Below are 26069 nucleotides of genomic sequence, written 5' to 3' on the forward strand. Positions count from 1 at the left end.
TTCGCAAGAGATGCGATGGATGTCTGGTGATTTGTAGTCATAAATTTTAGTCCCCACTTGTTTTTAAGTGTGGACTAAATTAAGGCTTATAGGATGAATTCAGAAGGTGTGTTCAGCGGACGCTTACAATTGATCTGATTTTTCAAAATCTAGATCGGCAAATCAAACAACTTAGGCCTCTGTGCCACAACAGACTTTAATTTTTTGCGCTGATTTAAAGTAAAACACCATTGCGACACAGAGATAAAAGAGCTAAGCCAATGCTTAGCCCAGACTGCTTTTGTCACAACGTTGCATGACGCTGAAAAAAGTAGGGGCAAAGTCCTGTGGGAGAACAGGACTTTGCAAACTGACATATTCAAGGCGCTGCATCAGCTTAGGCGAGTAAACTTGCTCAAGTCGCTGGTAAATACAGTCACAACTCGACTCGCTATGCCCACCTGACAGGCAAATTTTTTCAAACTCCTGATGAGTCTCTGGGTCGTAAACCGAAACGCCGTAGCTGCCGAGTATGAAACTTAAAGCCAAAAAGGGTTTATAAATTTTCATATTATTCTCATGAGTATTTATATCTATAACTAAAATAAAAAATATAATTGCTTGGGAAATTAAAATGATTTTTTAAATAAAAGTTAATCCTCCTATAAATACGGGAAAATAAAATAATTAAAATTATAAAATAAAAATAGTTTATAAACTTAAAAAATTAAGGCGTAAAAACCTAAATTTTAAATCAATAAAATAGTTAAATAAGAGAGAAAATGAGTTTGAAAAGTGGCATGGTCAACTCGTTAAAATTATGGAGTCCTACCACCAGATCACCGTCAATTGATTATGGTGGTAGAACGAATAGGGGTTGACAGACTGGACTCGTAGAACCAGCACGCGCGGGGCGTCCCCCATCCGTCCTACCGCAAAGAAAAGGGGACGCAAGGGTCTAACGACTTATAGTAAAACTATAATCCGCCACGAGTTACGGTCTGTCAAAACCGACTGGCAATGTAGGCCAGCAACGAGATAATAATCGGTGATTTTAAATACGTCAATTTAATATTTAAAATATTTTTGATTTAATAATAAAATTAAATAAATTTTAAAATAAAAATATTATTATTAATTTTTTATTTATATTCGATGAGAAAAAATAATAAATATAGAAATATTTTGCCAGTTCCAAAAAAGAACTTGGTTGTTAAGATCTATTTTTGTCGTTTTTATAGAGATAAGAATGGAACGAGTTGTCATCACAGGTATGGGAATTAATTCTTGTATTGGAAATACATTAGAGACAGTAACCGAGTCCTTAAAAGCAGGCCGCTCAGGCATTCGCTATAACGATGTCTATGCAAAACTGAACTTTCGAAGTCATGTGAGCGCCACTGCCGAAATGAATTTTGAAAATATTGATCCAGAATTAAAAAAACACATGGGCGTTTGCGCGATGTATGCCTACAACTCGGCACTCGATGCGCTACAACATGCCGAGCTTAACGCAAGTGACATTGCCAACAACTCAAAATATGGCGTGATTGGGGGAACAGGCGGCACTTCAACAGCGTCTATCATCGACATGCTACACACCTTAAAAGAAAAAGGCGCAAGCGAAGTATCGCCCGATTTAGCGCCACGCTACTTCACCAGTACCATTAGCTCTAACCTATCGCGTGCTTTCAACTTAAAAGGCGTATCTCAATCGGTTGCGAGTGCCTGCGCGACTTCAGCCGACGCAATTGGCTATGCATTTCACCTTATCGCCGCCCGCAAACAAGACCTGATGCTGGCGGGTGGCGGCGAAGAAGATCATTGGTCGCAAACCGCAATATTCGATGCGATGGGCGCATTATGCTCTAAATATAACGATGCACCTGAAACCGCGTCACGCCCATACTCAAAAGATAACGACGGCTTTGTGATCGCTGGCGGTGGCGGCATGGTGGTTTTAGAGTCTTTAAGCCATGCCCAAAAGCGCGGAGCAAAAATTTTGGCAGAAGTGGTTGGCTATGCTGCCAATAGTGATGGTGTCGATATGGTGGCTCCAAGTGGTGAAGGTGCGACCCGTTGCATCAAACTGGCACTCACAGAAGCCAAGCAAAACGGCTCTGACACCATTGACTATATCAACACGCATGGGACTTCTACGCCGGCAGGCGACATTCCAGAACTATTGGCCATAGAGCGAGCTTTTGGCAGTGAAAAAGTCCCGCCACTCAGTTCAACCAAGTCCATGACTGGGCATAGTTTAGGGGCAGCAGGCGTACACGAAGCCATTTATTCTATTTTAATGCTGCAAAATAACTTTATTGCGCCGAGTATTAATATTACCGAACTGCGCGAAGAAGCGAAAAAGTTCGATATTGTCCAAACAAGCCGAGAAACCGAACTCAAAACAGTCATGAGTAATAGCTTTGGTTTTGGTGGGGTAAATACCTGTCTGGTTTTTAGAAAATGGGAAGGGTAGTTTAAATACGAAATATATGTGGGCTTGAGAAAAAGAATAAAAGGTGGCCCATACAGTTTTATAAGTAATGGAAATTTATGGTTAAATTAGTTTATATTTACTGTCTTTAAATTAAAAATTAATAGAAAGATGAAAAAAATTTTAGTATTAGTTATGGTTATCTTAAGTTCACAAGTTTCTTGTGCTCAAAAAAGTGAGAATAAAACCGAAATGAGTATTAAAAATTCTAATTCTATTGTCATTCAACAATTAGAACAGTTTAAAACACAAGATCATTTTGCTGGAGATGGAGAGCTATATACGGGTGTTCAAGAGCCTGCATTAGCTATAAGTTTAAATCGCAAAGCTGCTGAGACTGCGCAAGCTTTTATTACTCTCTATCAACAAAAGAATGAGCCAACTAAAGCAGAACTTTTACATATCCTTGCTCATGGAATTAGTCAAATCGATCCTGATACGCTTGATACAGAAGATCGAGAACAAGTGGCAACCACATTTGAAAGTTTTCTCGATATTGTAGGCCTAGAAAGTTCAGATGGAATTTTAAATAAATGGTTATACGGTGAAGAAATTGGTGAGTTATTAGAGCAGGATCAAAATTAAGTTTTAATACTTTATTCTAAACTTTTAAGCATTTCTTTAGTATCCGAATCACCTACATTGACAGTTTGTTGGAACCATTTTTTTGCAATGGTATGTCTTTCTAAGTAATTTCTCTATTTAAATATATTTATGAATTTCATTAATTTGAAAAATTGGTTTTATTTTATTGATTTTTAATAATAAATTCAAATTATATTTCGGTGTTTTATAGCAATTAAAATAGTTTGGATTTACTGTTTAAATACTCATTTAATAAGTGGGTAACGTAAAAATAGCATATTGAGCCTAGTTACATTTTGAAAATGAGTATATATAGACAGATTAGTCTTTTTTTAATTAAAATAGGGCTTAAATATAAGTTTGATTGATAATAAAAATGCAGATGAGTGTGTCGAGTATATTGGAACGTTTAGGCCTTGTTTCACAAAATCGTGCTGTTCATATCCAGTTCTCAAATCAGTCTTTAAATCAGCAAGTCTTCTTGCAACGTATTGAAGGCGAACATACCCTTAATCAGGGTAGTGTAGCTGAATTATTGTGCCTGTCTACAAATGCGCATATTGCATTAAAACAATTTATTGGCTGTCAGGTTGCTATCGATCAGGTCACTGACATGGGCCAATTTTTTAGAACGACAGGTATTATTACCGAAGCAAGCCAAGGGCAAAGCGACGGCTCACTCACCATTTATAATCTCACCTTAAAAGACCCAACCGCACTCTGGCATAAACGCCGCAATAGCCGCGTGTTTATGAACAAAAGCGTGCGCGATATTAGCGAAATTTTGTTTAAAGAATGGCAAGGTAAAAGTCCGTTATTTGCTTCAAGCTTAACCCTTGATACATCTGGCTTAACCAAAGACTACGATGTGCGTCCATTTGTGATGCAGTCAAACGAAAGCGATTATGACTTTTTAACTCGCCTGTGGCGTAGTGAAGGCATTAATTGGCTTATAGATGAATCACAGCTTTTAGTCGCTGACCCGAATGCATCTATTCAGCCACAAGTGCTACGTTTGATTGATGAAAATCAAAACTATAAAGCCCTTGAACGTCGTAACTTACGCTACCAACGCAGCAGTGCGACAGAACAGTTCGATACCATTACCCAAGTTAAAGCTGAGCGAAGCTTACAGCCGACGTCGGTACATATTCAACGCTGGCAAGCCGATGCCTTACAACAAGAAGAAGGTAGTGGCAGCGTACAAGGTACCCAAAAGCACAGTGAACACTATGATAATGCTAGTCTAAACCTCGAAGATGCATGGCACGTTAGCCCCGCGTGGATGCAGGACTTAAAAGGCGAAGATCAAGCCACCGCTTCAGGCAATAGCCAGATTGAACAGTTCAATCAGAACATCAATGCTTACCATCACCTGAGTTCTAAACAATTTACCGTTTCAGGTAATGTCCGCGATGCACAGGTGGGTTACTGGTTTGAACTCAATGACCATCCGGAACTCGACCAGCATGACAGTGCCGATAAAGAGTTCTTGATCTTAAGCAAGCACTACTACAACCAGAATAATTTACCTAAAGAATTACAACAGCAAATCGAACGCCTATTACCACAAAACAAACTCAAGGCAACTGAACTCGACACGCAAAATCCTGAGCAGTGCCATTTTGCTGAACTCAATGTCGTTCGACGCAACATTAAAGCTGTGCCTGAATATAACCCGCTAGAACACCGACCAGCAGCTTACCCACAGCGAGCTAAAGTGGTGGGACTAGAAGGCGAAAGCATTCATGTCGACCAGTGGGGACGTATTAAAGTCCGCTTCCTGTTTACTCGAGCTGACGACCATAGCCATGACGGTGGAGCAGGCAGTAATGACAATGACACCGACTCTGCTTGGGTCGATGTGCTGACCCCGTGGGCGGGCGCAGGGTATGGTGCACGCTTCTTACCACGTGTCGGCGAGATCGTGGTGATTGACTTCTTTGATGGCAACATTGATCGCCCATTTGTGGTGGGACGCATTCACGAAGCTGAACGCCATCCAACCCAGTTCGACCAGAAAGGTCAATTACCTGACACTAAAAAGCTCAGCGGCATCCGCTCTGAAGAAGTCGACGGTAAAGGCTTTAACCAGCTACGATTTGATGACACGACAGGGCAAATCAGTGCCCAGCTACAAAGCAGCCATGCGGCCAGTCAGCTCAACTTGGGTAACTTAAGCCATCCAAAAGACAAAGCGGAAAGCGACGGTCGTGGAGAAGGTTTTGAACTTAGAACTGACCAGTGGGGCGCGGTACGAGCTGGCAGTGGTTTACTTATTAGTACTCATAAACAAGACCAAGCTCAAGGCGTACATCTAGACGCAGCTGAGGCCAAACAACAAATTGAAGGTGGGCTTAGCAATGCCAAGGCACTCAGTGAAGTTGCTAAAAATCAGCAAACTGACCCCTTAGAACATTTAGAAAACCTAAAATCTTTTATTGAAAAACTTGAGCAGCAAGACAACGCAAAAGCCAAAACTTTCAAAGATGCGATCATGCTACTGGCAAGCCCAAATAGTATTGCGGTCGCGAGTAATGAAGACATTCATTTAAGTGCAGATGGGCAGCTCAACCAAACTGCGGGCGATAGCATTAACCTATCTACACAAAAGAACCTGATCGCACATGCCCAAAATAAAATTAGCCTTTTTGCAGCGCAAGAAGGGGCAAGACTCTATGCAGGCAAAGGTAAAGTCGAGATACAGGCGCAAGGCGAAGGCGCTGATTTAATTGCCCGTAAAGCTGTTCAGATAATTTCGACCGAAGACAAAATCGAAGCGACCGCATCCAAGGAAATTGTGCTCACCGCAGGCGGCTCTCAAGTCAGAATTACTGGTTCGGGTATTTTTATGACCACAGGTGGCAAATTTGAGGTGAAGGCTGGACAGCATAAGTTTATGGGGGGCGGGAGTGTAAATGCGAATGTTCCTGCGTTGCCTGAAGCTGATAATCCTTTTGTGCTTCAGTACTTGGTTAAGAATAAAGAAAATCAGGTAATGTCTGGAAAGCCTTATATCTTAATGGATGAAGAGGGAAATATTCATAAAGGGACAACAGATAAAGATGGGTTTATGAAGCTGAAAACAACATCAGCGTCAAAGAATGTGACTGCAAGAATTATGATGAATGAAGTAGAACAAGCAGAGGAAGAAGAGGCTGGAGCCGAGGAATGAGTGCATATTTCAGCCGTTTAAAGCTTAATGTCCAAGCTCCATTAAAGTTAAAAGATTTAACTTATAAATTTGTTGTTACGACCAATACTACTAAGAAGAAAATAGTTTTTGATGGTCGATTTAATGATGAAGGGTTAACAAGCTGGACTCAGATAAATAATTTAAATACCACTTTAATTTATGAAATTTATCTACGTGGAGAACTTTTGCAGAAAGTTTCTGTAAAGGCATATTCAGATAAAAAAAAGCATAGCGTTTATTCGCTTAAAACAACCACTGAAATTACAAAGAAAGTTAAAGAAAATATTAAAGAAATTTATCTTAATGACGGTGAGGTAGCTTGGTATCTTATTAAAAAGTCTGAAACCATGGCTGATTGGTCTAAGCGTGTATTTAAGAAGCCTTTGACATCGTCTGATTGGGATGTTCTTCGTGCTAATAATCCTCATATTAAAAATATGGCGCCCATACTTATCTTAACTCCTGGTCAAGTTATTATTTTATCAAACTCTACAACAGCCAAAGAATTGCCAAAATATAAAAAAGAGGCCCAAGAAGCTCAGAAAAAATTAGATGAAATGAAAAGGGATAGAAATTTTAATGACCAATTTTTCGCTCAAAATTATGAGTTTCTTTATGATGCTCTGGCAGACAATCGAACTCAACTAACAAATAAAAATATCTTTGAAAACAATAATCATCCTCTAGTTCAAAAATTTGACAAGCCTTCAGATGACAGCAGTATTGCTTGGGGAGCAATTGCTAAAGGTGGAGTTGATGCAACTTTAGCATTCCATGAAGGTACCGTGACTCGAATGAATAAAATTCATGGTGAATTAGCACTAAAAATGGCTGAAGAAAAAGCTAAGGGCTCAGGTTTGGCTAATCCTAAGAACTTTAAAGCATTCAGAAATAAATATAAAGACTTATACAGACAGCTAGATCATGAATATTCAAAAGGGGTTTTTAAATGGGATCAGTCTATTAAAACTAATAATATGCGACGTATCATTAATCAATCTTCTCTAGCGAGGGGTACAACTTACAAAGGGGGAATGAAGGAATATGTTGAGAAAATGGTTGAATTAGGAAAAATGAGTAAGGTTATAAAAGGCGGAGGATATTTATTTTTAGCCTTAGATATTTATAATGCTGGTGATGCGATTGCCAGTGCAAAACCTGAGGAAAAAACCAAAACAACTGTAGTTGAAACCTCTAAACTTGCTGGAGGGCTGGCTGGTGGTGCACTTGGTGCTTTTATTGTATTAACTGTTGCTAGCGGAGGTACATCTTTAATCGTACTCGGAGTTGCTGCTGGAGCATCTGCATTAGTTGGTTGGGGAGTAGGCGAAGGTGCAGGAATTGGAGCAGAAAAAGCCTATGACTTTTTCAGTAAGTAAAAAAATATTATGAATAAATTTATCTTATTTATAGAGACGATGCCATTAGTATTCATTGGTCTTTCATGTTTGTTTTTCTTCTTTGTACTTTATTTTATTCAGTACATTTATATTTCTTTTAATTTAAAAGGAATATGCAGGATTGTTTTTAATAACGAAAAGCACTTTAGATTACCATTAGAGCCATTCAATTGTTTTTTTATTAGTGTATTACCTATTGTTTTTTGGCGTGAAACTATAAATATAAAATATGGGAGATCATTTAAAAAACTTTATAATAAGAATTTTTATTATCCAGTAGAAAGGAATCAATTAAAAAAATTAATAAAAAATTTTCCAATATTTTTTTATAATCAATATGCTATTTATTTTTTTGGAATATTTTCAGGTATAGCCTTGGTTTCGGTGTTTATTTTAGAGAAATTTTTTTAATATGCAAAAATAAACTGTTTTGATAAAATTTTCCTCTCTAGAATCTGAGGGATTTTGAAGAATTTTCATTGATAATGTTATTTTAGAGCTAGCTGTTGGAACATCTGCATTAGTTGGTTGAGGATTGTCTGATTTTTCAGCATGGGGGCAGAGAAGATTTATGATATTGTCGAAGAGTAAATAAATTAAATGAATAATTTTATTAATTTGATTATAGAAGATAATAAGTTTTTGTGTGCGATAGTTTCATTTATCTTTTTATTTCTATTTATCTTTTTTTATTTGTTGCAATACGTTTATATTTCTTTTAATTTAAAAGGAATATGTAAAATTATTTTTAGTGATGAAAAACACTTTACATTTCCTTTAGAACCCTTTAATTGTTTTTTTATTAGTGTATTGCCTATAGTTTTTTGGCGTGAAATATTAAATATAAAAAAAGGAATAAATTTTAAAAAACTTTATGGGAAAGAGTTTTATTATCCAATGAGTAAATCTCAACTCAATAAAATGTTAAATCAATTTCCTAAATTTTTTGTTATTCAATATATAATATATTTATCAGTAATACTTTGGACTATATTTATGATAGTAGCATGTATTTTGATAAAATTTTTTTAAATTAAATATTTAGTAATTAGATACCTAGAAAATACCAGAACAACCGTTGTAGAAACCTCTAAACTTGCTGGAGGGCTGGCTGGTGGTGCACTTTGCTTTTATTGTATTAACGGTTGCTAGCGGAGGTACATCTTTAATTGTACTCGGAGTTGCTGCTGGAGCATCTGCTTTAGTTGGTTGGGCAGGGGGTGAAATTGGTGGCTACATAGGGGAACAAAGTTATGATTTTATTAGCAAGTAAAAAAATATTATGAATAAATTTTTATTATTTATAGAAACTATGCCCTTAGTATTTATTAGCCTTTTATGTCTAATTCTATTTTTTATACTTTATTTTATTCAATACATTTATATTTCTTATAACTTAAAAGGAATATGTAAAATTATTTTTGATAATGAAAGGAATTTTAAAATTCCTTTAGAGCCTTTTAATTGTTTTTTTATTAGTGTATTGCCTATTGTTTTTTGGCGTGAAATCTTAAATATAAAATATGGTGTATCGTTTAAAAAGATTTATAAAAAAGATTTTTATTATCCAATGGAAGAAAATCAATTAAAAGAATTGTTAAAAAATTTTACTTTGCTTTTTAATATCCAATATGTAATTTATTTGTCAGGAATTTTATTTATTCTGTTTGGAGGTTTTTCTTATGTCCTAGATAAATATTTTTAATATAAAGAGTATTGTTTTGGTAAACAAAGATAAAATTTTTAAGTATTTTCTTTGATAATGTTAATTTAGGTGTAACATTAGCTGACGGTTATTTCGGTGGTGTTACAGGACAGGCGGTTGTAGAGTATGGGTGTGAAAGATTAAAATGAACACCAAAGATATTATAGTTATTCTATTGCTTGTAAGTGTGGTTTTGTGGGCGATATTACACCAATTGGCATCGAAATATATTAACAAATCTAGTAGCTTAAAAAGATTAGTTTACGGATCACATATATATAAAAATAAATCTTTAGATGTTGCTAATATAGAGTCTATTATAGTTGCTATTACTATGATTAATATTATTAGTTTTTTTTCTGGAGAAAAATTTTCTAATTTTTTTGTAAAAAGAAAATTTTTAATATTTAGTGGGCTTAATTATGAAAATTGTATGTTAGTTATAAAAGATCATCAAAAGTTATGGTTTTATATTAAGATCTCTTCATTTTTTATGATTTTTATAGTTATTTTCTCTATATTTTTTTGGCTAAGTTAACAAATTTTAGAGTTATGTGTTGGTAATTTTATATTGAGCTGCAGCGCTAGTTGCTAACGATGAGTACTCTTTGGCAACCAAGTCGATGCCTACTGCATCGAAAGCAAAAATTCCATTTGTCGATAAAATGCTACCGTGGTTCTTTTCTAAATCACCAGAACAAATATTGCAAGCCGAATTAAAAAAAGGTTCAAGTAAAATGAAATTTTTATCATGTATATGGATATTTTTATTATTTGGTTGTACTTCTAAAAATATAGATTATCAATCTACCGATATTAATTTTGGAAAATTTAAATATTTACAGTCTATGTATAGTGGAGAAACAACATACCAAGGTTTTGTTACAAGCTCCTCTTCTTTAAAAGAAATTTCTGAAAAAAATGAATTTCCTATTTCTAAGCTAAATTGTTTGGAAAATCAGTTTATAGTAAGAGGTGGAGTAGACTTAGATTCAGAAGAAATTAATAATCAATTATATAAATATATGGCACATGTCGAAATATGTAAAAATGATGATTGTTCAGTCGATATTAAAAAAGCAAAAATTGATACTGAATGTAGAATTGAATTAAGAAAAAATTACTCAAATGATGCTTATCAATCAAATAAAGCAAAGTTGACGAATGCTAATTTTGAATAAAATTAAGTGTTGGTGCTAAAGTTGATCTGTAATTTATTAAGTTGAGAACTAGAAATGTAATAAACTCGCCAAAGCGGGTTTATTTACATGTTCGGGTAGTTTGGATCACCGCCGCCCTAAATATTTCAACAGAATTTTATTGTAGTGGTGATGGTAAATTTAAAAAGGAATATACTTACAAATTTGATTCTAAATAAAAATGTTTTACAGATTGATAAATAGTTTATGAGAAATGTTGTAATAATTATATCGACTCTATCATTGTTAGGTTGTAATCCTTTAGCCAAAAATGAGAAAGAAAATTTTAAGGATATGCCCCTTAAGAATTTAACTTACTCACGTCTGGATGGTATGAGTGGTGATATTTTTAAATTTAATTTAGAAACAAATGATGATTTAAATAAGATTTATAAAGAAAGTAAGTATAAATCTTCAAATTTTAAATGCGATAATATTAAAAATTATCTTATTGTAGGTGCTATCTCACTCGAGGGAAAAAAGTTAAAAAATGGAAAATATACTTCATCTGGGTACTTCAAAGTCTGCGAAGATGAATCCATGAATATATGTATCGATAAGAATCAATTGGAAAAATTGTTAAGTAGCAATATTTCTTGTAGAGTAATTTTTGGGGGCTTATTACAAACTAGTAAAGTTGTAGCAGATAATATTTTAATATCAAAAGAAGCTATAAGAAAATCCAATTTCCAATAGAGTTTTTAATGAAAAAATTTCTTTACCTATCAGGGCTAATTTTTTTAAGCGGATGTAGTGAAAAAATTTCAAATTTCACAATAGAACATACTAGGAAAAGTAATGAAAAATTAAACTTTGCTATGAAAATTGAAGATAAGGAAGTTTTAAATAAAATAAAAGGATCATCATCAAAAAAGTTTATTTGTGAAAATATGATTGATCATCAGCAAACATTAGATGCGGATATCGATAGATTTGAGAATAACCAAATTGATGTATCTGTAGAATTTTGCTCAAATAATGATAATAGAAGCTGTGAACCTGTAGATATCAGTTCAGTTAAAAAAATCAATTTAGAATGCCAAGCCATTTTCTCTGCAATGATTGGTAATGTCTCTAAATCAGAAAAATTTCTAATTGTATGGGAAGAAAAATAACTTGTTTAAAAATCTGAAACTTAAATTAGTAACTTTGGGTGCGCTATTGTTAGTTATGACAGGGTGTGGTCACGAATATACAATTGAGCCTGAAAGGCTTCCAGTAGCCTATGTAGGTAAGGCATACAATCAGCAATTAAACATATCAGGTGGTAGAGTGATACCATATTCTTTTGAAGTTGAAACCAATTTCCCTAGTGATATGAATATCTCTATTAGCCCAATAGATGAAAATGAAGCGGATGCTTATAACAATTTAAAAATTTCTGGAGTCCCAAAATATAAGGGAACTTTTACGATTCATGTATATGCAGGTTTTTATGCTAGTGGTGATGGGAATTTAGATAACACCTATGAATTTGTAGTTAAATAATAAAATATATTTTTAATAAGAAGAGGATATGAAAAAAAATTTATTAATTACCGTACTAATTTTACTTTTTATCATACAGTCTTTATTAAATTATTACTTCTGGAGTCGTACAAAAGCACCCGAAATTCATATTTTAGAGAAACCCTTACGAATAGCATCAAATTTCGATAACTATTCATCATATACAATCCTTCCAGCAGGCACAGTTCTATATGATGATAGTGATTCTTTAAATCGAAGAGTTATGGTCTATTTTAACTTACAAGGTATAGATTTTAAGTTTGAAAAACAAGATCCGAATATTTTGAAGCAACCTAGTGAAGTCAGTGCTATCAGGTCAGCAGACTTGCCAGATTTACTAAAAGAAGTTTCTCTAACTAAAAAAGATATTTATTTAATTATTAAACATGATGAAAGTATAAAAGGCTCCGTGCGCTCAATTTTATTTAAAAAATACAAAATTGATCCTTCAGAGTATGAGAAATAATTAAAGAATTCTGGTGTATACACACATCAATTTAAAAAGTTAAGAAAAGCGTAATTGATTACGCTTTTTCTGCCATAAGAAATGGTTTAAGCAGCTTGAATAGCTTCTCCACAAAGAGAAACAGTTTCTTGTTTATGCTGGTGTAGGTACCAGAACTGATCTGCAACTGTTTCTGGATGCACCGCGTAGGTTTTATCCTTCGCTTCAGGGGTTCCATCTATAAAGCCATTTACAATCACTTGGCTCACATAAACATTTGAGTCAGCAAGACTATGAGCAAGCAAATTGGTGGCTTTGTATTGAGCAGCAGCGGTGGTTGCTAACGATGAGTATTCTTTAGCAACTAAGTCGATGCCTACTGCATCGAAAGCAAAAATTCCATTTGTCGATAAAATGCTACCGTGGTTCTTTTCCAAATCACGTAAGCAAGCTTGTACCGTCGCAATATAGCTCGAAACACGAATATGAAAGCTTTTAGTAAGCTCTAGTGGAGGGGTTTTTAAGATATTGCCTTCAATATCATGGAAAGCGTTCCAATGAATATTTTTAATCTCTCCTAATTGATCTTTAATGCGTTTAATTAGGTTTGGTATATCTTCAAGAACTGCTAAATCACATGTAAAAGCGTAAGCTTCAATACCTTGTGTTTTAAGTTCTAAAATGGCTTTTTCGAGTTTTTCAGCATTACGTGCCACTAAACCGATTTTATAGCCTTCTTTACCAAACTTATGTGCTACGGCTTTGGAAATACCTGTTCCATAACCAAAAATTATAATATTGTTGTTCATTATAAAGTTCCAAAAAACCAATTATTTGGTTAGAAATAGTTTATAATATGTTTTTATAATGTATTCAAGCGAAAAAATTAAATCTAAAAATAATGTAGAAAGAACAAGACAAAAATATGAAAAACATTAATTAAGTCAGTTGGTTTTGAATGGTCTGGATGGGATACTTATTTAGGAAATAAAAGGATGAAAAATTTATATTTTTTCACTATAGCTAAAAGTAATGTTAAGAATAGTGTGAGTGTAGGTGTTTGTAGATGAGGATTATTTTCTTATATGTTTTATTAGTTTTTCCTAGTCTTTCTTTTGCTAATACTGTGAATGAGTTTTTTTCAAAGTTTCAAGCAAGGAATCATTATTATATTTATAAGGATAAACCAGAGAAATGGATCTATGAGTGTGCTGTGGAGGCGAATAAGAAAGAAAGCTCTACGAATATTAATTCTGTAAGTTTTAATCAAAAGAATCAGTCCATTAAATTCTCATTTGATACCCCTGATCAACCATTTTATAAAGTAACTAAAATTTTGAAAATTAAACCTAATGAGTATGAGGTGTATTTCCAAGATAAGAATATGGGAAGTAATTTTAACTTTGAGGTTATTTTAAAAAATAATGGTATTTCAGAGTGGTTTTTTCATGCTCCTAATGCAGATACAGAAAACTTCATCGATAGAAGCTTTACCTTAGTGAGTTTCAACGAATCTCCAAAGTTTAATATAACGAATAAGTGTAAATAGCTGGAATGAAAAGTAGAGTTCTCTTGTGACCTAAACACAAGAGATTCTACATAGATAAATCATACTTTACTGGCGTTAGATTCTTTTTATAGTCTGGTGCCTAATTGCTCAAAACAGTTAATTCTTTGGTAAAATAAACCGAAAAATACAAATAAAGTGGAATTTAAATATAACTAATTATGGCTAAATGGGAATAAATTCTTTTAAATTTGTATAATGGCGTAAAAATTCCCAAAAATATTAAAAATTCGCTTTTCTTAGAAAAACAATCCCGCAGGGTGCTGGCTAAACTATATCTCAAGGGTGTGATAGGGATCGAAAAGAGTAGCATGCACCAAAACGTATAACGTTAGTGTGTACTCACCCAAAAGGTCTCGATTCGGCTTAGGACGCTATAGATCAAAAGTTTATAGGCATAAGGTTCTAACTTACAAAGTTATAATTGTTGAAGTAAACCATAGATGTTTTCCCTTGACACCCTAAAAAATTCTCTATAATAAAAACGATACTTTACAAGAATATAATTTAATGAATAAGCCTTATCTTTCTGCTTTACCTGGCGACAGTAAAATCTCATCTCAATTGAACAATGCTTACTTCCACGACTCGTGGAGTATTGTGCTGGGTCAGCCCGACCTGAACGTATTTCAACAACTTATTAAGTTATTTCAACACACTCCAGCGTGGATAGAGTGGAGCATGAATATGCGTAATAAAATTACCTCAAAGATTGGGCTTAAAGACTTAGGAAGTTTTAAGCAAATTGATTCGAATAAAAAAGAAAATGAGTATGTCGCAGGCGACCGAATTGGAATTTTTACCTTACGGCAGCGTACCGAAAATGAGTTGGTGATTGGAGACGATGACAAGCACTTAAATGTGACTTTATCTGTTTATAAGAATGAGAAGACGCAAGTACTCACCATAACCACAGTAGTACATATTAAAAATTGGCTTGGAAGACTCTACATGGTTCCTGTGATTCCTGCACATCGAAAAATAGTGCCAGCAACTTTACAAATATTGGGTTAAAGCATTCTTTTTATTTGCGATGTTGTCGCCTGAAATCACCTATATAATATCCCTATGATCATAATTGCGAGCTGTATAAAATGGAGAATAAAAACCAGTGTCGCCAATGCGCCGTATGCGGAAAGAATTTCCCGTTAAAAGATCTGGTTTCGGGTGAAGTCATTCGGAATGTCATTAGTGAGGAAATTATTCAAGATCATCCAGATTGGAATTACTCAAGCTTTATTTGCCGAGCAGATCTGGCAGATTATCGAATTAAATACGTTCAATCACTATTACGCTCCGAAAAAGGCGAGTTAACTAATTTAGAAAACGAAGTGATTGGCAGCATGCAACGCCATGAGCTGATTAGCCGAGATACCGAATCTGACTTTGATCAAAAATGGACGTTTGGGGAAAAACTGGCAGATAAGATTGCGACATTTGGTGGTAGTTGGGCTTTCCTGATTTGCTTTGCCATCTTTTTAATAGGCTGGATTATTCTAAATACAGTGGTGATGGTGGTACGTCCTGTCGACCCTTATCCATTTATTTTGCTTAATCTGGTTTTGTCATGCTTAGCGGCAATTCAGGCGCCTATTATTATGATGAGTCAAAACCGTCAAGAAGCCAAAGATCGTTTGCGCTCTCAACATGACTATCAAATTAATTTAAAAGCCGAGCTTGAGATTCGTCATTTGCATGAAAAAATGGACCATCTTTTATCGCATCAGTGGGAAAGGCTTGCGCATATTCAAGAAATTCAGCTTGATCTTTTAGCTGAAATGAATAAAAAGCGATAAAGATTTTTCGAGTTTCACGTGGAACATGATGAAAGCTTATAGATTGTTTTGCGGTAGGTCTCAAATTTCTTTATGATTTGCCGCCATGCTCCATTGCTGTTTCTACGACCATGCCTTTAAACGACAACTTTGTTTACGCTCCACCACAAGATCCGCTTTCAATTTTATTTGAAGATGACGATTTAATTGTGGTTGATAAACCTGCGGGATTGTTGTCTGTGATGGGTCGCTTACCTGAGCATCATGACAGTGCTTATTTAAGGGTGCTAGAAAAGTTCCCTTTGGCTAAAGTGACGCATCGTTTAGATATGGCGACGTCGGGCTTACTTATGTTTGCCAAGCACCGTGATGCAGAAGTTGCGGTAAGTAAAATGTTTCAGGCCAGAACAGTCAAAAAACATTATATTGCGTTGGTGCAAGGCCAAGTCACAGAAGAGGGCAGTGTTGAAGTTCCGCTCATTACTGACTGGGAAAATCGCCCAAGACAGATTGTACATTTTGAATTAGGTAAGCATGCCAAAACCTTGTTTCAGCCTCTCACCTATGACCAGAAAACAGATCAAACGCGAGTGTTACTTGAACCAGTCACAGGGCGTTCACATCAGCTGCGTGTGCACATGATGCACATTGGACATCCAATTATGGGCGACAAGTTATATCATCCTGAACCTAAACGTTTTCATTTAAGCCGTATGGCTTTACATGCTGCCTATCTGGCTTTTCAGCATCCATTCAAAGGCACAGATGTAGTCATTCAATCCCAAGTGCCTTTTTAAAATTTACATACAATTAAAAATTCAATTTGATGCAATTGGGAACGGAATATATACCCAAACTGCAATAAAAGTCGGGTATTCTAAGTCCGAATAATATTAATACTGCGACAACAACAAGGATCACTTTATGACTCGTGACTACGAACAATTTCCAGATGACGATAACGGCAATGTACTTTGGCAAATGGCTGAAGATGGGGATGATTTAACCGAGCTGCATGAAATTGAATTTTCTATTGCATTTCAAGATCAAAAAAATGCAGAGCAATGTGCACTCTATTTACTTTACCAAGAACAAAAAGTTTCACTTTTCCAAGATGACTCTGTTGAGCCAAACGAATGGGTGATCACCATCTTCGTGAATATGGAACCTGAGTATTCAGACATTGTTGACTTAGAGGAATGGTTTGCCAGCATCGCTGAAAAATTTCAGGGCGAATATGACGGATGGGGCTGTATGGCTTATGTCTTTGAGGAAGAAAGTGAAGAAGACGACCTCTTACAATAAGGTCTAAAAAGAGTAAGAGATACTCATGAACTTATCTCAAAAACAAATTGCGGTACGGTTTTTAGAACTTGCCGCAGCAGGCGAAGTTGATGAAGCCTACAGCAATTACACTGCGCCTAACTTCAAGCATCACAACCCTTATTATGCGAGTGATGCAACTTCGTTGAAGGAAGGTATGCGTGAAAGCGCGGCTGAAAATCCCAACAAAGTCTTTGATGTTCAGCATGTCATTGAAGATGGGACTTTGGTTGCCGTACATTCGAAACTTGAAATGCAAATGAATGACAAACCTACCATTGTGGCTGTGGTTCATATTTGCCGTTTTGAAAATGGAAAAATTGCTGAACTTTGGGATATCGGGCAAATGCAGCCTGAACCGCTTGTGAATGAAAATGGCATGTTCTAATAAAAAAGCCCGAAATAATTCGGGCTTTTTTATTTTATAGATGAATTAAAACTTCCACTGTGCCGAAATTGAAGCATTTAGTGGCTCACCTGGTTGAATCCATAAATCGCTGTAGCTTGAAACATAGTAAGTTTTATCAAACAGATTGTTTACGTTCAGCTGATAACGTAAGCGGTCCGATGGGGCATAGTAAGCATTTAAGTTCACGAGGGTATAGCTTGGTAAATTAAAGCCATTATCAAGGTTATGTCCGCTACGTTCGCCCACATAAGTAAGGTTGGCACCTACACCTGCTTTTGTTGAGCCTTCTTGTAGAAACTCATAATTGGTACTTACAGCACCTTGGTGTTTTGGCACATTGCTCAGACGAGCGCCTTTTGGCAAGTCTTGGTCTTTTTCAATTTGCGCATCGGTATAGCTATAGTTGGCATTGACGAACCAACGGTCAGTGATTTGGCTATTTAAGTCAAACTCAATTCCTTTACTACTCACTTCGCCTGCTGCGGTTTGAAAGTTACTGTCAATTGGGTCGGTTGTAAGTACATTTCGTTTTTTCATTTTAAACAAAGCGAGACTCAGCACACTTTGGTCATTCAATTTATATTTGGTGCCGACCTCATAGCTTTCGCCTTTTTCAGGGGCAAAAGTCTGACCGTTTCGGTTCATACCACTATTCATGGCAAATGAGCGGCCATAGTTTGTATAAAACGCCCATTGCTCAGAGGCTTTGAAATTTACTCCGAAACGCGGACTATTTTGATGAAGTGTCTGGTTGCTTTCAGTCTGCGTCAGATGATTTTTAAAGTCTTGCTCGACCTGATCAAAACGGTTACCAAATAGCACACTCCACTGGTCATTAAAAAAGATCTGGTCTTGTACATTAAGCGCAAAGTAACGCTGCTGTTCTTTGGTATCGGTAAACGGTGCTAGGTTTGGTAAATATTTGCCATATTCAGGTTGGTAAATATCAATTGTGTTAGGCATGCCAGCACTGTGATTACGACGAAGCTGGTTTTGTTTATAGTCGAGTTGACCAAGCTCGGTTGAAAGTAAAATTTCATGGCGAGCCCACGAAGTATCAACCTTGCCAAGTAACTCTGTCTGAGCCAGCACATCTTGACTTGTATAATCACGATAGCGACGTTGACGCTCTAACGTACGGCCATCGGCTTGCATACGGCGAGGTTCGGTTGCAAAGCCGACCATTTTGGCGTCTTTATAACTGACAGCACTATTTAGCTTCCAGTCAGGGTTAAATTCGTGGCTCAGACGTAATTGGTAAAAGTAATCTTTTATTTTCAAATCGCCGTCGTCAGGTTCACCTGTAAAGGTTTTCGGGTCCATCACAAACTGGTGATTGACGGTGCTGACACCACGGTCAAAGGTTCCTTTATGCTCTGTAAATTCACTGTCAAAGTCGAGTTGTGTTTGGTCTGAAATTTTCCATGTGAGCTGTGGTGAAAAGAACCAACGTTCACTACTGACATGATCACGGAAGCTTTGGTTATCTTCGTGAGCCACTGCTATACGATAGGCTATTTCATCGTTAATAGGCGCCGTGTGTTCCAGACTAATACGATATTGTTCTTGGGTATTGGCACGTAGGTTAACTTCGCTTTCGCTTTCCCACTGTGGTTTTTTACTGTTGAGATTAAGCAAACCTCCTGTTTCGCCGCGACCATATAGCGCAGCCATTGGGCCTTTTAAAAACTCTAAAGATTCAATATTTACGACATCTTTTGGCGCACTAATCCCTCGGTTGACAGTCAAACCGTTACGGATCATGGAAGCACCTAAGTTGGGATCGGTACTAAAACCACGGAAGGAATAGTTATCCCAAAAGCCGCCACCAAAACTGTTTTGATGAAAAACCCCACTCACCAAGCTTAATGCGTCATCAATTCGTTGAACGTCTTGTTGTTCCATCATTTGTTTTGAAACATAAGCACGGTTAAAAGGGACATCTAAAACATCGTGAGTAAATTTAGTCGCCGAGCTATTTTGGCTCACACCTTCTTGGGTACTTTCAGCCTGAACACGTATGGTCTCAAGTACTGTTGAGGTTTCGTCACCCCAAGAGAATGTTGATATAAAAGATAACCCTAACGAAGACAACAATCCTAATTTGTGTTGCATAAATAATCAGCCATGAAAGACAAAAGAACTATAATGTAATAGTATAACGTTACATTATTTTGTTGATTACTGCTATGCCTATAGAAAAAAATATTGAACGTTTACAGTCGATTGATGCATTGCGTGGTTTGGTCATCCTGATTATGTTGCTCGACCATGTAAGAGAAACATTCTATTTACATAAACAAGTTACCGATCCAATGGACGTAACAGTAACAGAACCAGCATTATTTGGCAGTCGATTATTGGCACATATTTGCGCTCCGGTTTTTGTACTTTTAACCGGTATTTCTGCATTTTTATTTCAGTCCAAAAAACAGGACTTACAACAAACGCGTGCCTTTCTATTAAAACGCGGCTTATTTTTAATTGTGTTAGAGCTTACCCTTGTGAATTTTGCATGGACAGCGACTTTTCCACCTGAAGTCATTTACTTACAGGTGATTTGGGCGATCGGTATTAGTATGGTGGTGCTGGCTTGCTGTGTAAGTTTGCCTTTGCCAGTGCTTGCTGGTGTAGCGTTAGTCATTATTTTTGGACACAACTTACTCGATTCTGTGCACTTCCCACAAGGCATCCTACAGAATATATGGTTTGTCTTACATGAACGTGGTTGGCTTGAGTTTGCGGGTATTAAGCTACGTACAAGTTACCCGGTTTTACCTTGGATAGGGGTAATTTTATTGGGCTATGCGCTAGGTCAGTTCTTTAGTTCAAAATATATAGCAAAGCAAAGAGGTCGCGCTTTACTCAGCTTTGGTTTAGCAAGTATCGGACTATTTGTTTTATTGCGTTTTATCAACGTCTATGGTGACCAACCGTGGCAGCATTTTGAGTCATTACAACTGAGCCTTATGAGCTTTTTTAATGTCACCAAATATCCACCTTCTTTGTTATTTATTTTGCTAAATGTTGGGATCGGTTTGATTGTGCTCGTTGCTTTTGAACGTATGCAGCAATATTCATTTTTAAAACCCTTGGTCGTGTTTGGCTCGGTGCCTATGTTCTTTTACTTATTGCATTTATATGTGCTGAAACTGATGTATGTGTTTGCACTCAGTATATGGGGAGCTAACTATGGAAGTTATTTGTCGGTCAGCCATGTGTGGATGCTGTGGTTAATCACAATTGTGCTGTCTTTTGCGCTTTATCCTGCTGTTAAATGGTTCTCGAAGTTCAAACATCAAAATAAACATATTTCGATTTTAAAATATTTCTAATGTTCAAAATGTGGGTAAAGCGAGTTCAATAGTGGCCTCGCTTTACTTACTCACATCTAGATATAGAGTTTCTTTAACTTCTTCCATGACTACATAACTATGTGACGATGCTGAAGCGGGGAGTTTCTTTAAAAGATCTCCTAATAAGCGGCGGTAGGCACTCATTTCTTTTAAGCGCGCTTTTACAAGATAGTCAAACTCACCTGAAATGAGGTGACATTCGAGTACTTCAGGAATCTCAACGAGGTCTCTAGCCACCTGATCAAATACATCGCCTGATTTGGCAGATAACTTAATTTCTAAAAAGACGAGAAGGTTGCGGTCTACGTAAGCTGGGTTTAAACGGGCGTAATAACCCATGATAATGCCATCGCGTTCGAGACGCTTTACACGCTCTGAACAGGGGGTGGTCGATAGGTTGACTCTCGATGCCAATTCACTAATCGCAATTCGTCCTTCACGCTGCAGAATGTCCAGAATCATGCGATCTATACGATCTAGGGGGCGCATAGATATTTCCTCTTTTTTTAAAATTCTCGTGAGAAAAACATAAATTTACCTAGATTATAGCCTGAAAAACAGTGAAATAAACTATTGAAGCAGAAATATACTAGTGAAATAAACTGGTGTGCGTGAGGGAGTGGAAATGCGCGTAATTGTTTTAGGTAGCGGCGTTATTGGAGTGGCAAGTGCCTATTATCTAGCTCAACAAGGAGCTGAGGTCACTGTTCTTGATCGCCAGTCAGGTCCTGCTGAAGAAACAAGTTTTGGTAATGCAGGTCAAATTTCGCCTGGGTATTCGACTCCTTGGGCAGCACCAGGAATTCCTTTTAAAGCTGTGAAATGGATGTTCCAACACCATGCACCGCTTGCGATTAATTTAGATGGCAGCATGTGGCAGTTACAGTGGATGGCGCAAATGCTAAAAAACTGTAATCCACAAAGCTATGCTGTAAACAAAGAACGTATGATGCGTGTGGCTGAATACAGCCGTGACTGCTTACGTGAACTTAGAAAAGATACGGGCATTAACTACGAAAACCGTGCAAAAGGCACGTTGCAGTTATTCCGTAAAGAAGCACAAATGGAAGCGGTTCAACGCGATATTAGCGTGCTACAAGAGTGCGGCGTAAGCTACGAATTATTAAATGGCAACGAACTTGGTCGTGTAGAGCCAGCGTTGGCAAATGCACAAGATAAACTCGTTGGTGGTTTACATTTACCAAATGACGAGACAGGTGACTGTTATTTATTTACCAATGCTTTAGCTCAAATTGCTAAAGAGTTGGGTGTTAACTTCCAGTTTAACCAAAACGTAGAAAAGTTGATTGTTGAAGGCGATCAAATTAAGGGTGTTCAGGTCAATGGTAAGGTCTTAACCGCAGATCGTTATGTACTCGCGTTTGGTAGTTATTCACGTGATTTCTTGAAACCACTTGATCTACAGTTACCTGTATATCCTGTCAAAGGTTATTCGTTGACGATTCCTATTGTTGACCCTGCTTTTGCTCCGCAATCTACAGTGCTTGATGAAACCTACAAAATTGCGATTACTCGTTTTGACCAACGTATTCGCGTAGGTGGAATGGCAGAGTTAAGCGGTTTCAATTTAGGTCTAAACGAAGACCGCCGTGCAACCTTGCAAATGGTGACTCAGGACTTGTTCCCGGGCGGTGATATGGCACAGGCGTCTTTCTGGACGGGTCTACGTCCAATGACACCAGACAGTACTCCAATTATTGGTGCGACTCGCTTTAAAAATCTGTTCTTGAATACAGGTCACGGTACTTTAGGTTGGACCATGGCATGTGGTTCAGGAAAATTAATCAGTGACATCGTATTGAATCATAAGACTGATATCAGTACCGATGGCCTTTCAATTCAGCGTTATTCACACGCACATGCTGCATAACGGACGTTAGGAAAGTAAATCATGCCTCGTCCTATTACCGCAGTGATCCACCGTCAAGCCTTACAAAATAACTTGGCGGTGGTACGTAAGGCCATGCCAAACAGTAAGGTCTTTGCCGTTGTAAAAGCCAATGCTTATGGACACGGCATTGAACGTGTTTATGAAGCATTTAAAGCAGCAGATGGCTTTGCCTTACTTGATCTTGATGAAGCAAAACGAATTCGTGCTCTAGGTTGGACAGGTCCAATTTTATTGCTCGAAGGGATTTTTTCTCCTCAAGACTTATTCGATTGTGTGCAGTATCAACTCAGTTTCACCATTCATAGTGAAGCGCAAATCGAGTGGGTAGAAAAGCATCCTTATCCAGCTCAATTTGATGTTTGCCTAAAAATGAACAGTGGTATGAACCGTCTTGGTTTTAAACCACAACACTATGTTCAAGCTTGGGAACGTTTAAATAACTTGGCAAATGTGTCCAAGATTACGCACATGATGCATTTTTCAGATGCAGATGGCGATCGTTTCGGCCAGCAGGGCATTGATTATCAAATTACTGCATTTGAAGAAATTATTAAAGATTTACCGGGTGAAAGGTCGGTAAGCAATAGTGCAGCAATTTTGCGCTATCAAGATCAGCTCAAATCAGATTATGCCCGTAGCGGCATCATGCTTTATGGCAGCTCACCAGATTACCCGACCCATAGTATTGCGGATTGGGGCTTACAACCGACCATGAGCTTACGCAGTGAAATTATTTCCGTTCAGCATTTAGAACCGAATGAAAGCGTCGGTTATGGCTCAAACTTTGTGGCAGAGCAACCCATGACGATTGGGATCGTCGCTTGCGGCTATGCCGATGGTTATCAACGTATTTCACCAACAGGTACGCCTGTTTTAGTGGACTCTGTGCGCACTCGTACAATTGGCCGTGTCAGCATGGATATGTTGGCAGTCGATTTAACCGGCATTGAGAGTGCCAAAGTCGGCAGTGAAGTGGTGCTCTGGGGCCAATCAAGTACAGGCGTTGTTTTACCTATAGATGATGTCGCAGTTTCATCCGGTACGGTGGGTTATGAACTGATGTGTGCTGTTACTGCCCGTGTTCAATTTATTAATCAGGTATAAGGAAATCCGAATGTCTAATTCAGATATACAAAAGATTAACACTAACGAAGTCATGAGCGCCGTGACTGTTTTTAACAAAGTGGTTTATTTGTCAGGTCAGGTACCTAAAAATACCGAGCAAGACGTGGCAGGCCAAACTCGTGAAATTCTTGCAACGATTGATGAACTTTTGGCACTTGCTGATACCGATAAATCTCGTTTGCTTTCTGCGCAGCTCTATTTAAAAAATCTTTCTGACTTTTCAACCGTAAATGCAATTTGGGTTGACTGGTTAAAAGGGTGTGTTGCTCCATCGCGTGCCACAATTCAGGCCGATTTGGTCAATCCAAATTGGTTAATTGAAATTGCCGTGACGGCAGCACAAAAGTAATTCGTTTTTACTCCAAAAATGATGATGTATCTAACAGAAGGAAGATAGATACGGTTTATCCAGTCATTTTTTGGTGAACAGATTCAGTGACCTATGGCATACGGTTCAATTTTCGCCATAGGTTGCTGATCTTAACAAAGGAATTCAAAAAGGAATTTTAATATGACAACGGCTCGTCATTCAGATGCAGAAAATTCTCCTGATCATCTGCAACGAAAACTGTCTAACCGTCATTTACAACTGATTGCTATTGGCGGTGCAATTGGAACCGGCCTATTTATGGGCTCAGGTAAAACAATCTCCCTCGCAGGTCCTTCAATCCTTTTGATCTATATGATTATTGGAGGAATGTTCTTTTTCTTAATGCGTGCAATGGGTGAGTTACTCCTTGCAAATCTGCATTACAAATCTTTTGTTGATATGGCTCATGACCTGATTGGTCCTTGGGCCGGTTACTATTTGGGCTGGACTTATTGGTTAGGTTGGGTGCTGGTCGGTATTGCGGACCTTTCAGCGGTCATTAACTATTTGAGCTTCTGGTTGCCCGATGGAGCAAGCTTCTCTCCAACACAACAAGCCATGATTAGTGCAGGCTGTGTATTGTTTGTCATGGGCCTTAACCTCCTAACAGTACGTCTATTTGGTGAAATTGAATTCTGGTTTGCACTGATTAAGATCTTGGCGATTATTGGTCTGATCGGAGTGGGTGGCTACATGATTTTCAGCCATTTCCAAGCTCCACAAGGCGCTGTTGCAAGCATTAGTAATGTTTGGTCACACGGCGGTTTATTCCCGAAAGGTACAGAAGGCTTCTTGGCAGGATTCCAGATTGCTGTATTTGCTTTTGTCGGGGTGGAACTGGTAGGTACAACGGCTGCCGAAACGAAAGATCCACAGAAAAACTTACCGAAAGCGATTAATGCGATTCCGGTACGTATTATTCTGTTCTATGTGTTGGCACTATTCATTGTGATGTCAGTAACCCCGTGGGATCACATTCGTGCAGATAAAAGCCCGTTTGTTGAGTTGTTCTTAAATGCGGGTATTCCTGTTTCAGCCATCATCATGAACTTGGTGGTACTGTCTTCGGTAATGTCTTCAATGAACAGCGGTGTGTTTTCAACTAGCCGTATGCTTTTTGGTCTATCAAAAGACGGTCAGGCACCGGGTGCATTTGGGCGTTTATCAAAACGTGCCGTACCTTCAAATGGTTTAATCTTCTCATGTATTTTTATTATGGGCGGGGCAGTGCTTCAGTACTTTGTTCCAAACACCATGGAAGCATTTACTTTGGCAAGTTCACTGTGTGTGATTCTATTCATTAGTGTCTGGAGTCTCATTATGGTGTGCTATTTACGCTATCGTAAATTACGTCCAGAATTACATGAAAAATCGACTTTCAAAATGCCGGGTGGCGTTTGGATGAGTTATGTGGTTTTGGCATTCATGCTTTTTACTTTGGTTATCTTGGCGCTAGAGCCAGATACTTTAAAAGCTTTGTATGTCAGTCCAGTATGGCTAGTCATTTTAGGTGTTACCTATCATATGTTGTACAAACCACGTATGAAAAAGCTAGGACGTGAATTCGTCAACGATCATTAAATTTTATTAAAAAGCCAATCAATCATGATTGGCTTTTTTTATTTTTCTTGGATTTTTTATCGGAATAATATTGTTTATTTTTAACTCATAAGTGCAATTTGGAGGGTGTTGGCAAAGTACATATAGCATTATCACA

At 37.3% G+C, this 26069-nt stretch carries 26 protein-coding genes and 1 pseudogene; 22 read left to right on the plus strand and 5 right to left on the minus strand.

Annotation, left to right across the window (positions count from 1 at the left end; genetic code table 11):
• Positions 1-264: 264 nt before the first annotated feature.
• Complete coding sequence (locus tag MSG95_RS13950) at positions 265-549, minus strand: hypothetical protein (protein ID WP_077165121.1); 285 nt, start codon at positions 547-549, stop codon at positions 265-267.
• 679 nt (positions 550-1228) lie between these two features.
• Between MSG95_RS13950 and MSG95_RS13955 the strand changes: the two genes are divergently transcribed.
• The 7 genes from MSG95_RS13955 to MSG95_RS13985 all read left to right on the plus strand — a co-directional run bounded on the left by MSG95_RS13955 (position 1229) and on the right by MSG95_RS13985 (position 9900).
• The gene (locus MSG95_RS13955) at positions 1229-2458 is read left to right on the plus strand and encodes a beta-ketoacyl synthase N-terminal-like domain-containing protein (protein WP_077165122.1); all 1230 of its coding nucleotides are present in this window, start codon (positions 1229-1231) and stop codon (positions 2456-2458) included.
• A gap of 129 nt (positions 2459-2587) precedes the next feature.
• The gene (locus MSG95_RS13960; protein WP_077165123.1) at positions 2588-3061 is read left to right on the plus strand and encodes a DUF4844 domain-containing protein; all 474 of its coding nucleotides are present in this window, start codon (positions 2588-2590) and stop codon (positions 3059-3061) included.
• A gap of 376 nt (positions 3062-3437) precedes the next feature.
• Complete coding sequence (locus tag MSG95_RS13965) at positions 3438-6236, plus strand: type VI secretion system Vgr family protein (RefSeq protein WP_077165124.1); 2799 nt, start codon at positions 3438-3440, stop codon at positions 6234-6236.
• On the plus strand, positions 6233-7636 hold the full coding sequence (locus MSG95_RS13970) for a hypothetical protein (protein WP_077165125.1): 1404 nt from the start codon (positions 6233-6235) through the stop codon (positions 7634-7636). The genes MSG95_RS13965 and MSG95_RS13970 overlap by 4 nt, the downstream gene beginning before the upstream one ends.
• Positions 7637-8771: 1135 nt before the next feature.
• Positions 8772-8930, plus strand: coding sequence for a hypothetical protein (locus tag MSG95_RS13975; RefSeq protein WP_228144404.1), 159 nt, complete (start codon positions 8772-8774; stop codon positions 8928-8930).
• Between the two features lie 9 nt (positions 8931-8939).
• Positions 8940-9362, plus strand: a complete 423-nt coding sequence (locus tag MSG95_RS13980) for a hypothetical protein (protein ID WP_077165128.1) — start codon at positions 8940-8942, stop codon at positions 9360-9362.
• 145 nt (positions 9363-9507) lie between these two features.
• The gene (locus MSG95_RS13985; protein ID WP_077165129.1) at positions 9508-9900 is read left to right on the plus strand and encodes a hypothetical protein; all 393 of its coding nucleotides are present in this window, start codon (positions 9508-9510) and stop codon (positions 9898-9900) included.
• An 18-nt stretch (positions 9901-9918) separates the two neighbouring features.
• Here MSG95_RS13985 and MSG95_RS13990 read toward each other — a convergent pair.
• Positions 9919-10062, minus strand: a pseudogene (locus MSG95_RS13990) (short-chain dehydrogenase); the annotation flags it as partial.
• A 706-nt stretch (positions 10063-10768) separates the two neighbouring features.
• Here MSG95_RS13990 and MSG95_RS13995 point away from each other — a divergent pair.
• From MSG95_RS13995 to MSG95_RS14010, 4 genes are read left to right on the plus strand one after another with little or no spacing between them, the layout of a single operon-like run.
• Complete coding sequence (locus tag MSG95_RS13995; RefSeq protein ID WP_077165130.1) at positions 10769-11257, plus strand: hypothetical protein; 489 nt, start codon at positions 10769-10771, stop codon at positions 11255-11257.
• Between the two features lie 8 nt (positions 11258-11265).
• Positions 11266-11676, plus strand: a complete 411-nt coding sequence (locus tag MSG95_RS14000) for a hypothetical protein (RefSeq protein WP_077165131.1) — start codon at positions 11266-11268, stop codon at positions 11674-11676.
• Positions 11677-11731: 55 nt separating this feature from the next.
• Positions 11732-12049, plus strand: a complete 318-nt coding sequence (locus MSG95_RS14005) for a hypothetical protein (RefSeq protein WP_077165143.1) — start codon at positions 11732-11734, stop codon at positions 12047-12049.
• A 28-nt stretch (positions 12050-12077) separates the two neighbouring features.
• Complete coding sequence (locus MSG95_RS14010; protein WP_077165132.1) at positions 12078-12536, plus strand: hypothetical protein; 459 nt, start codon at positions 12078-12080, stop codon at positions 12534-12536.
• A gap of 86 nt (positions 12537-12622) precedes the next feature.
• On the opposite strand, the gene MSG95_RS14015 is transcribed toward MSG95_RS14010, so the two are convergent.
• The gene (locus MSG95_RS14015; RefSeq protein ID WP_077165133.1) at positions 12623-13324 is read right to left on the minus strand and encodes an SDR family NAD(P)-dependent oxidoreductase; all 702 of its coding nucleotides are present in this window, start codon (positions 13322-13324) and stop codon (positions 12623-12625) included.
• 257 nt (positions 13325-13581) lie between these two features.
• Between MSG95_RS14015 and MSG95_RS14020 the strand changes: the two genes are divergently transcribed.
• From MSG95_RS14020 to MSG95_RS14045, 6 genes are all read left to right on the plus strand, one after another.
• Complete coding sequence (locus tag MSG95_RS14020; protein ID WP_077165134.1) at positions 13582-14064, plus strand: hypothetical protein; 483 nt, start codon at positions 13582-13584, stop codon at positions 14062-14064.
• A gap of 528 nt (positions 14065-14592) precedes the next feature.
• Positions 14593-15096 carry a DUF2867 domain-containing protein gene (locus MSG95_RS14025; protein WP_077165135.1) on the plus strand — a complete coding sequence of 168 codons (504 nt, stop codon included), beginning with the start codon at positions 14593-14595 and terminating at the stop codon, positions 15094-15096.
• Positions 15097-15176: 80 nt separating this feature from the next.
• Entirely contained in the window at positions 15177-15878 is a 702-nt protein-coding gene (locus tag MSG95_RS14030) for a DUF1003 domain-containing protein (protein ID WP_039252821.1), read from the plus strand.
• A 110-nt stretch (positions 15879-15988) separates the two neighbouring features.
• Positions 15989-16654, plus strand: coding sequence for an RluA family pseudouridine synthase (locus MSG95_RS14035; protein ID WP_077165136.1), 666 nt, complete (start codon positions 15989-15991; stop codon positions 16652-16654).
• 127 nt (positions 16655-16781) lie between these two features.
• Positions 16782-17162, plus strand: coding sequence for a ribonuclease E inhibitor RraB (locus MSG95_RS14040; RefSeq protein ID WP_019457956.1), 381 nt, complete (start codon positions 16782-16784; stop codon positions 17160-17162).
• Between the two features lie 25 nt (positions 17163-17187).
• Positions 17188-17568 carry a nuclear transport factor 2 family protein gene (locus tag MSG95_RS14045; RefSeq protein WP_077165137.1) on the plus strand — a complete coding sequence of 127 codons (381 nt, stop codon included), beginning with the start codon at positions 17188-17190 and terminating at the stop codon, positions 17566-17568.
• Between the two features lie 45 nt (positions 17569-17613).
• On the opposite strand, the gene MSG95_RS14050 is transcribed toward MSG95_RS14045, so the two are convergent.
• Positions 17614-19704 (minus strand): TonB-dependent receptor, encoded by a 2091-nt coding sequence (locus MSG95_RS14050; protein ID WP_216069816.1) that lies wholly within the window; start codon positions 19702-19704, stop codon positions 17614-17616.
• A gap of 74 nt (positions 19705-19778) precedes the next feature.
• Between MSG95_RS14050 and MSG95_RS14055 the strand changes: the two genes are divergently transcribed.
• Entirely contained in the window at positions 19779-20924 is a 1146-nt protein-coding gene (locus tag MSG95_RS14055) for a DUF1624 domain-containing protein (RefSeq protein ID WP_077165074.1), read from the plus strand.
• A gap of 42 nt (positions 20925-20966) precedes the next feature.
• Here MSG95_RS14055 and MSG95_RS14060 read toward each other — a convergent pair whose 3' ends face one another.
• Complete coding sequence (locus tag MSG95_RS14060) at positions 20967-21434, minus strand: Lrp/AsnC ligand binding domain-containing protein (protein ID WP_001247568.1); 468 nt, start codon at positions 21432-21434, stop codon at positions 20967-20969.
• A 136-nt stretch (positions 21435-21570) separates the two neighbouring features.
• On the opposite strand from MSG95_RS14060, the gene MSG95_RS14065 reads away from it, so the two are divergent.
• The 4 genes from MSG95_RS14065 (at position 21571) to MSG95_RS14080 (ending at position 25933) form a co-directional block, all read left to right on the plus strand.
• Entirely contained in the window at positions 21571-22836 is a 1266-nt protein-coding gene (locus MSG95_RS14065) for a D-amino acid dehydrogenase (RefSeq protein WP_049064659.1), read from the plus strand.
• Between the two features lie 21 nt (positions 22837-22857).
• Positions 22858-23961 (plus strand): alanine racemase, encoded by a 1104-nt coding sequence (gene alr, locus MSG95_RS14070; protein WP_077165073.1) that lies wholly within the window; start codon positions 22858-22860, stop codon positions 23959-23961.
• Between the two features lie 10 nt (positions 23962-23971).
• Positions 23972-24331: a RidA family protein gene (locus MSG95_RS14075; protein ID WP_049064657.1), complete on the plus strand. Its 360-nt coding sequence runs from the start codon at positions 23972-23974 to the stop codon at positions 24329-24331.
• 162 nt (positions 24332-24493) lie between these two features.
• Entirely contained in the window at positions 24494-25933 is a 1440-nt protein-coding gene (locus MSG95_RS14080) for an amino acid permease (RefSeq protein ID WP_077164377.1), read from the plus strand.
• Positions 25934-26069: the final 136 nt, after the last annotated feature.

This window comes from Acinetobacter sp. IK23, assembly GCF_035615275.1.
Taxonomy (GTDB): domain Bacteria; phylum Pseudomonadota; class Gammaproteobacteria; order Pseudomonadales; family Moraxellaceae; genus Acinetobacter; species Acinetobacter seifertii.

Excerpts from the sequence above, each read along its gene's own strand:
- MSG95_RS13950 (WP_077165121.1), bottom strand. The coding sequence starts at position 549 with ATGAAAATTTATAAACCCTTTTTGGCTTTAAGTTTCATACTCGGCAGC.
- MSG95_RS13955 (WP_077165122.1), top strand. The coding sequence starts at position 1,229 with ATGGAACGAGTTGTCATCACAGGTATGGGAATTAATTCTTGTATTGGA.
- MSG95_RS13960 (WP_077165123.1), top strand. The coding sequence starts at position 2,588 with ATGAAAAAAATTTTAGTATTAGTTATGGTTATCTTAAGTTCACAAGTT.
- MSG95_RS13965 (WP_077165124.1), top strand. The coding sequence starts at position 3,438 with ATGCAGATGAGTGTGTCGAGTATATTGGAACGTTTAGGCCTTGTTTCA.
- MSG95_RS13970 (WP_077165125.1), top strand. The coding sequence starts at position 6,233 with ATGAGTGCATATTTCAGCCGTTTAAAGCTTAATGTCCAAGCTCCATTA.
- MSG95_RS13980 (WP_077165128.1), top strand. The coding sequence starts at position 8,940 with ATGAATAAATTTTTATTATTTATAGAAACTATGCCCTTAGTATTTATT.
- MSG95_RS13985 (WP_077165129.1), top strand. The coding sequence starts at position 9,508 with ATGAACACCAAAGATATTATAGTTATTCTATTGCTTGTAAGTGTGGTT.
- MSG95_RS13995 (WP_077165130.1), top strand. The coding sequence starts at position 10,769 with ATGAGAAATGTTGTAATAATTATATCGACTCTATCATTGTTAGGTTGT.
- MSG95_RS14000 (WP_077165131.1), top strand. The coding sequence starts at position 11,266 with ATGAAAAAATTTCTTTACCTATCAGGGCTAATTTTTTTAAGCGGATGT.
- MSG95_RS14005 (WP_077165143.1), top strand. The coding sequence starts at position 11,732 with ATGACAGGGTGTGGTCACGAATATACAATTGAGCCTGAAAGGCTTCCA.
- MSG95_RS14010 (WP_077165132.1), top strand. The coding sequence starts at position 12,078 with ATGAAAAAAAATTTATTAATTACCGTACTAATTTTACTTTTTATCATA.
- MSG95_RS14015 (WP_077165133.1), bottom strand. The coding sequence starts at position 13,324 with ATGAACAACAATATTATAATTTTTGGTTATGGAACAGGTATTTCCAAA.
- MSG95_RS14020 (WP_077165134.1), top strand. The coding sequence starts at position 13,582 with ATGAGGATTATTTTCTTATATGTTTTATTAGTTTTTCCTAGTCTTTCT.
- MSG95_RS14025 (WP_077165135.1), top strand. The coding sequence starts at position 14,593 with ATGAATAAGCCTTATCTTTCTGCTTTACCTGGCGACAGTAAAATCTCA.
- MSG95_RS14030 (WP_039252821.1), top strand. The coding sequence starts at position 15,177 with ATGGAGAATAAAAACCAGTGTCGCCAATGCGCCGTATGCGGAAAGAAT.
- MSG95_RS14035 (WP_077165136.1), top strand. The coding sequence starts at position 15,989 with ATGCCTTTAAACGACAACTTTGTTTACGCTCCACCACAAGATCCGCTT.
- MSG95_RS14040 (WP_019457956.1), top strand. The coding sequence starts at position 16,782 with ATGACTCGTGACTACGAACAATTTCCAGATGACGATAACGGCAATGTA.
- MSG95_RS14045 (WP_077165137.1), top strand. The coding sequence starts at position 17,188 with ATGAACTTATCTCAAAAACAAATTGCGGTACGGTTTTTAGAACTTGCC.
- MSG95_RS14050 (WP_216069816.1), bottom strand. The coding sequence starts at position 19,704 with ATGCAACACAAATTAGGATTGTTGTCTTCGTTAGGGTTATCTTTTATA.
- MSG95_RS14055 (WP_077165074.1), top strand. The coding sequence starts at position 19,779 with ATGCCTATAGAAAAAAATATTGAACGTTTACAGTCGATTGATGCATTG.
- MSG95_RS14060 (WP_001247568.1), bottom strand. The coding sequence starts at position 21,434 with ATGCGCCCCCTAGATCGTATAGATCGCATGATTCTGGACATTCTGCAG.
- MSG95_RS14065 (WP_049064659.1), top strand. The coding sequence starts at position 21,571 with ATGCGCGTAATTGTTTTAGGTAGCGGCGTTATTGGAGTGGCAAGTGCC.
- alr (WP_077165073.1), top strand. The coding sequence starts at position 22,858 with ATGCCTCGTCCTATTACCGCAGTGATCCACCGTCAAGCCTTACAAAAT.
- MSG95_RS14075 (WP_049064657.1), top strand. The coding sequence starts at position 23,972 with ATGTCTAATTCAGATATACAAAAGATTAACACTAACGAAGTCATGAGC.
- MSG95_RS14080 (WP_077164377.1), top strand. The coding sequence starts at position 24,494 with ATGACAACGGCTCGTCATTCAGATGCAGAAAATTCTCCTGATCATCTG.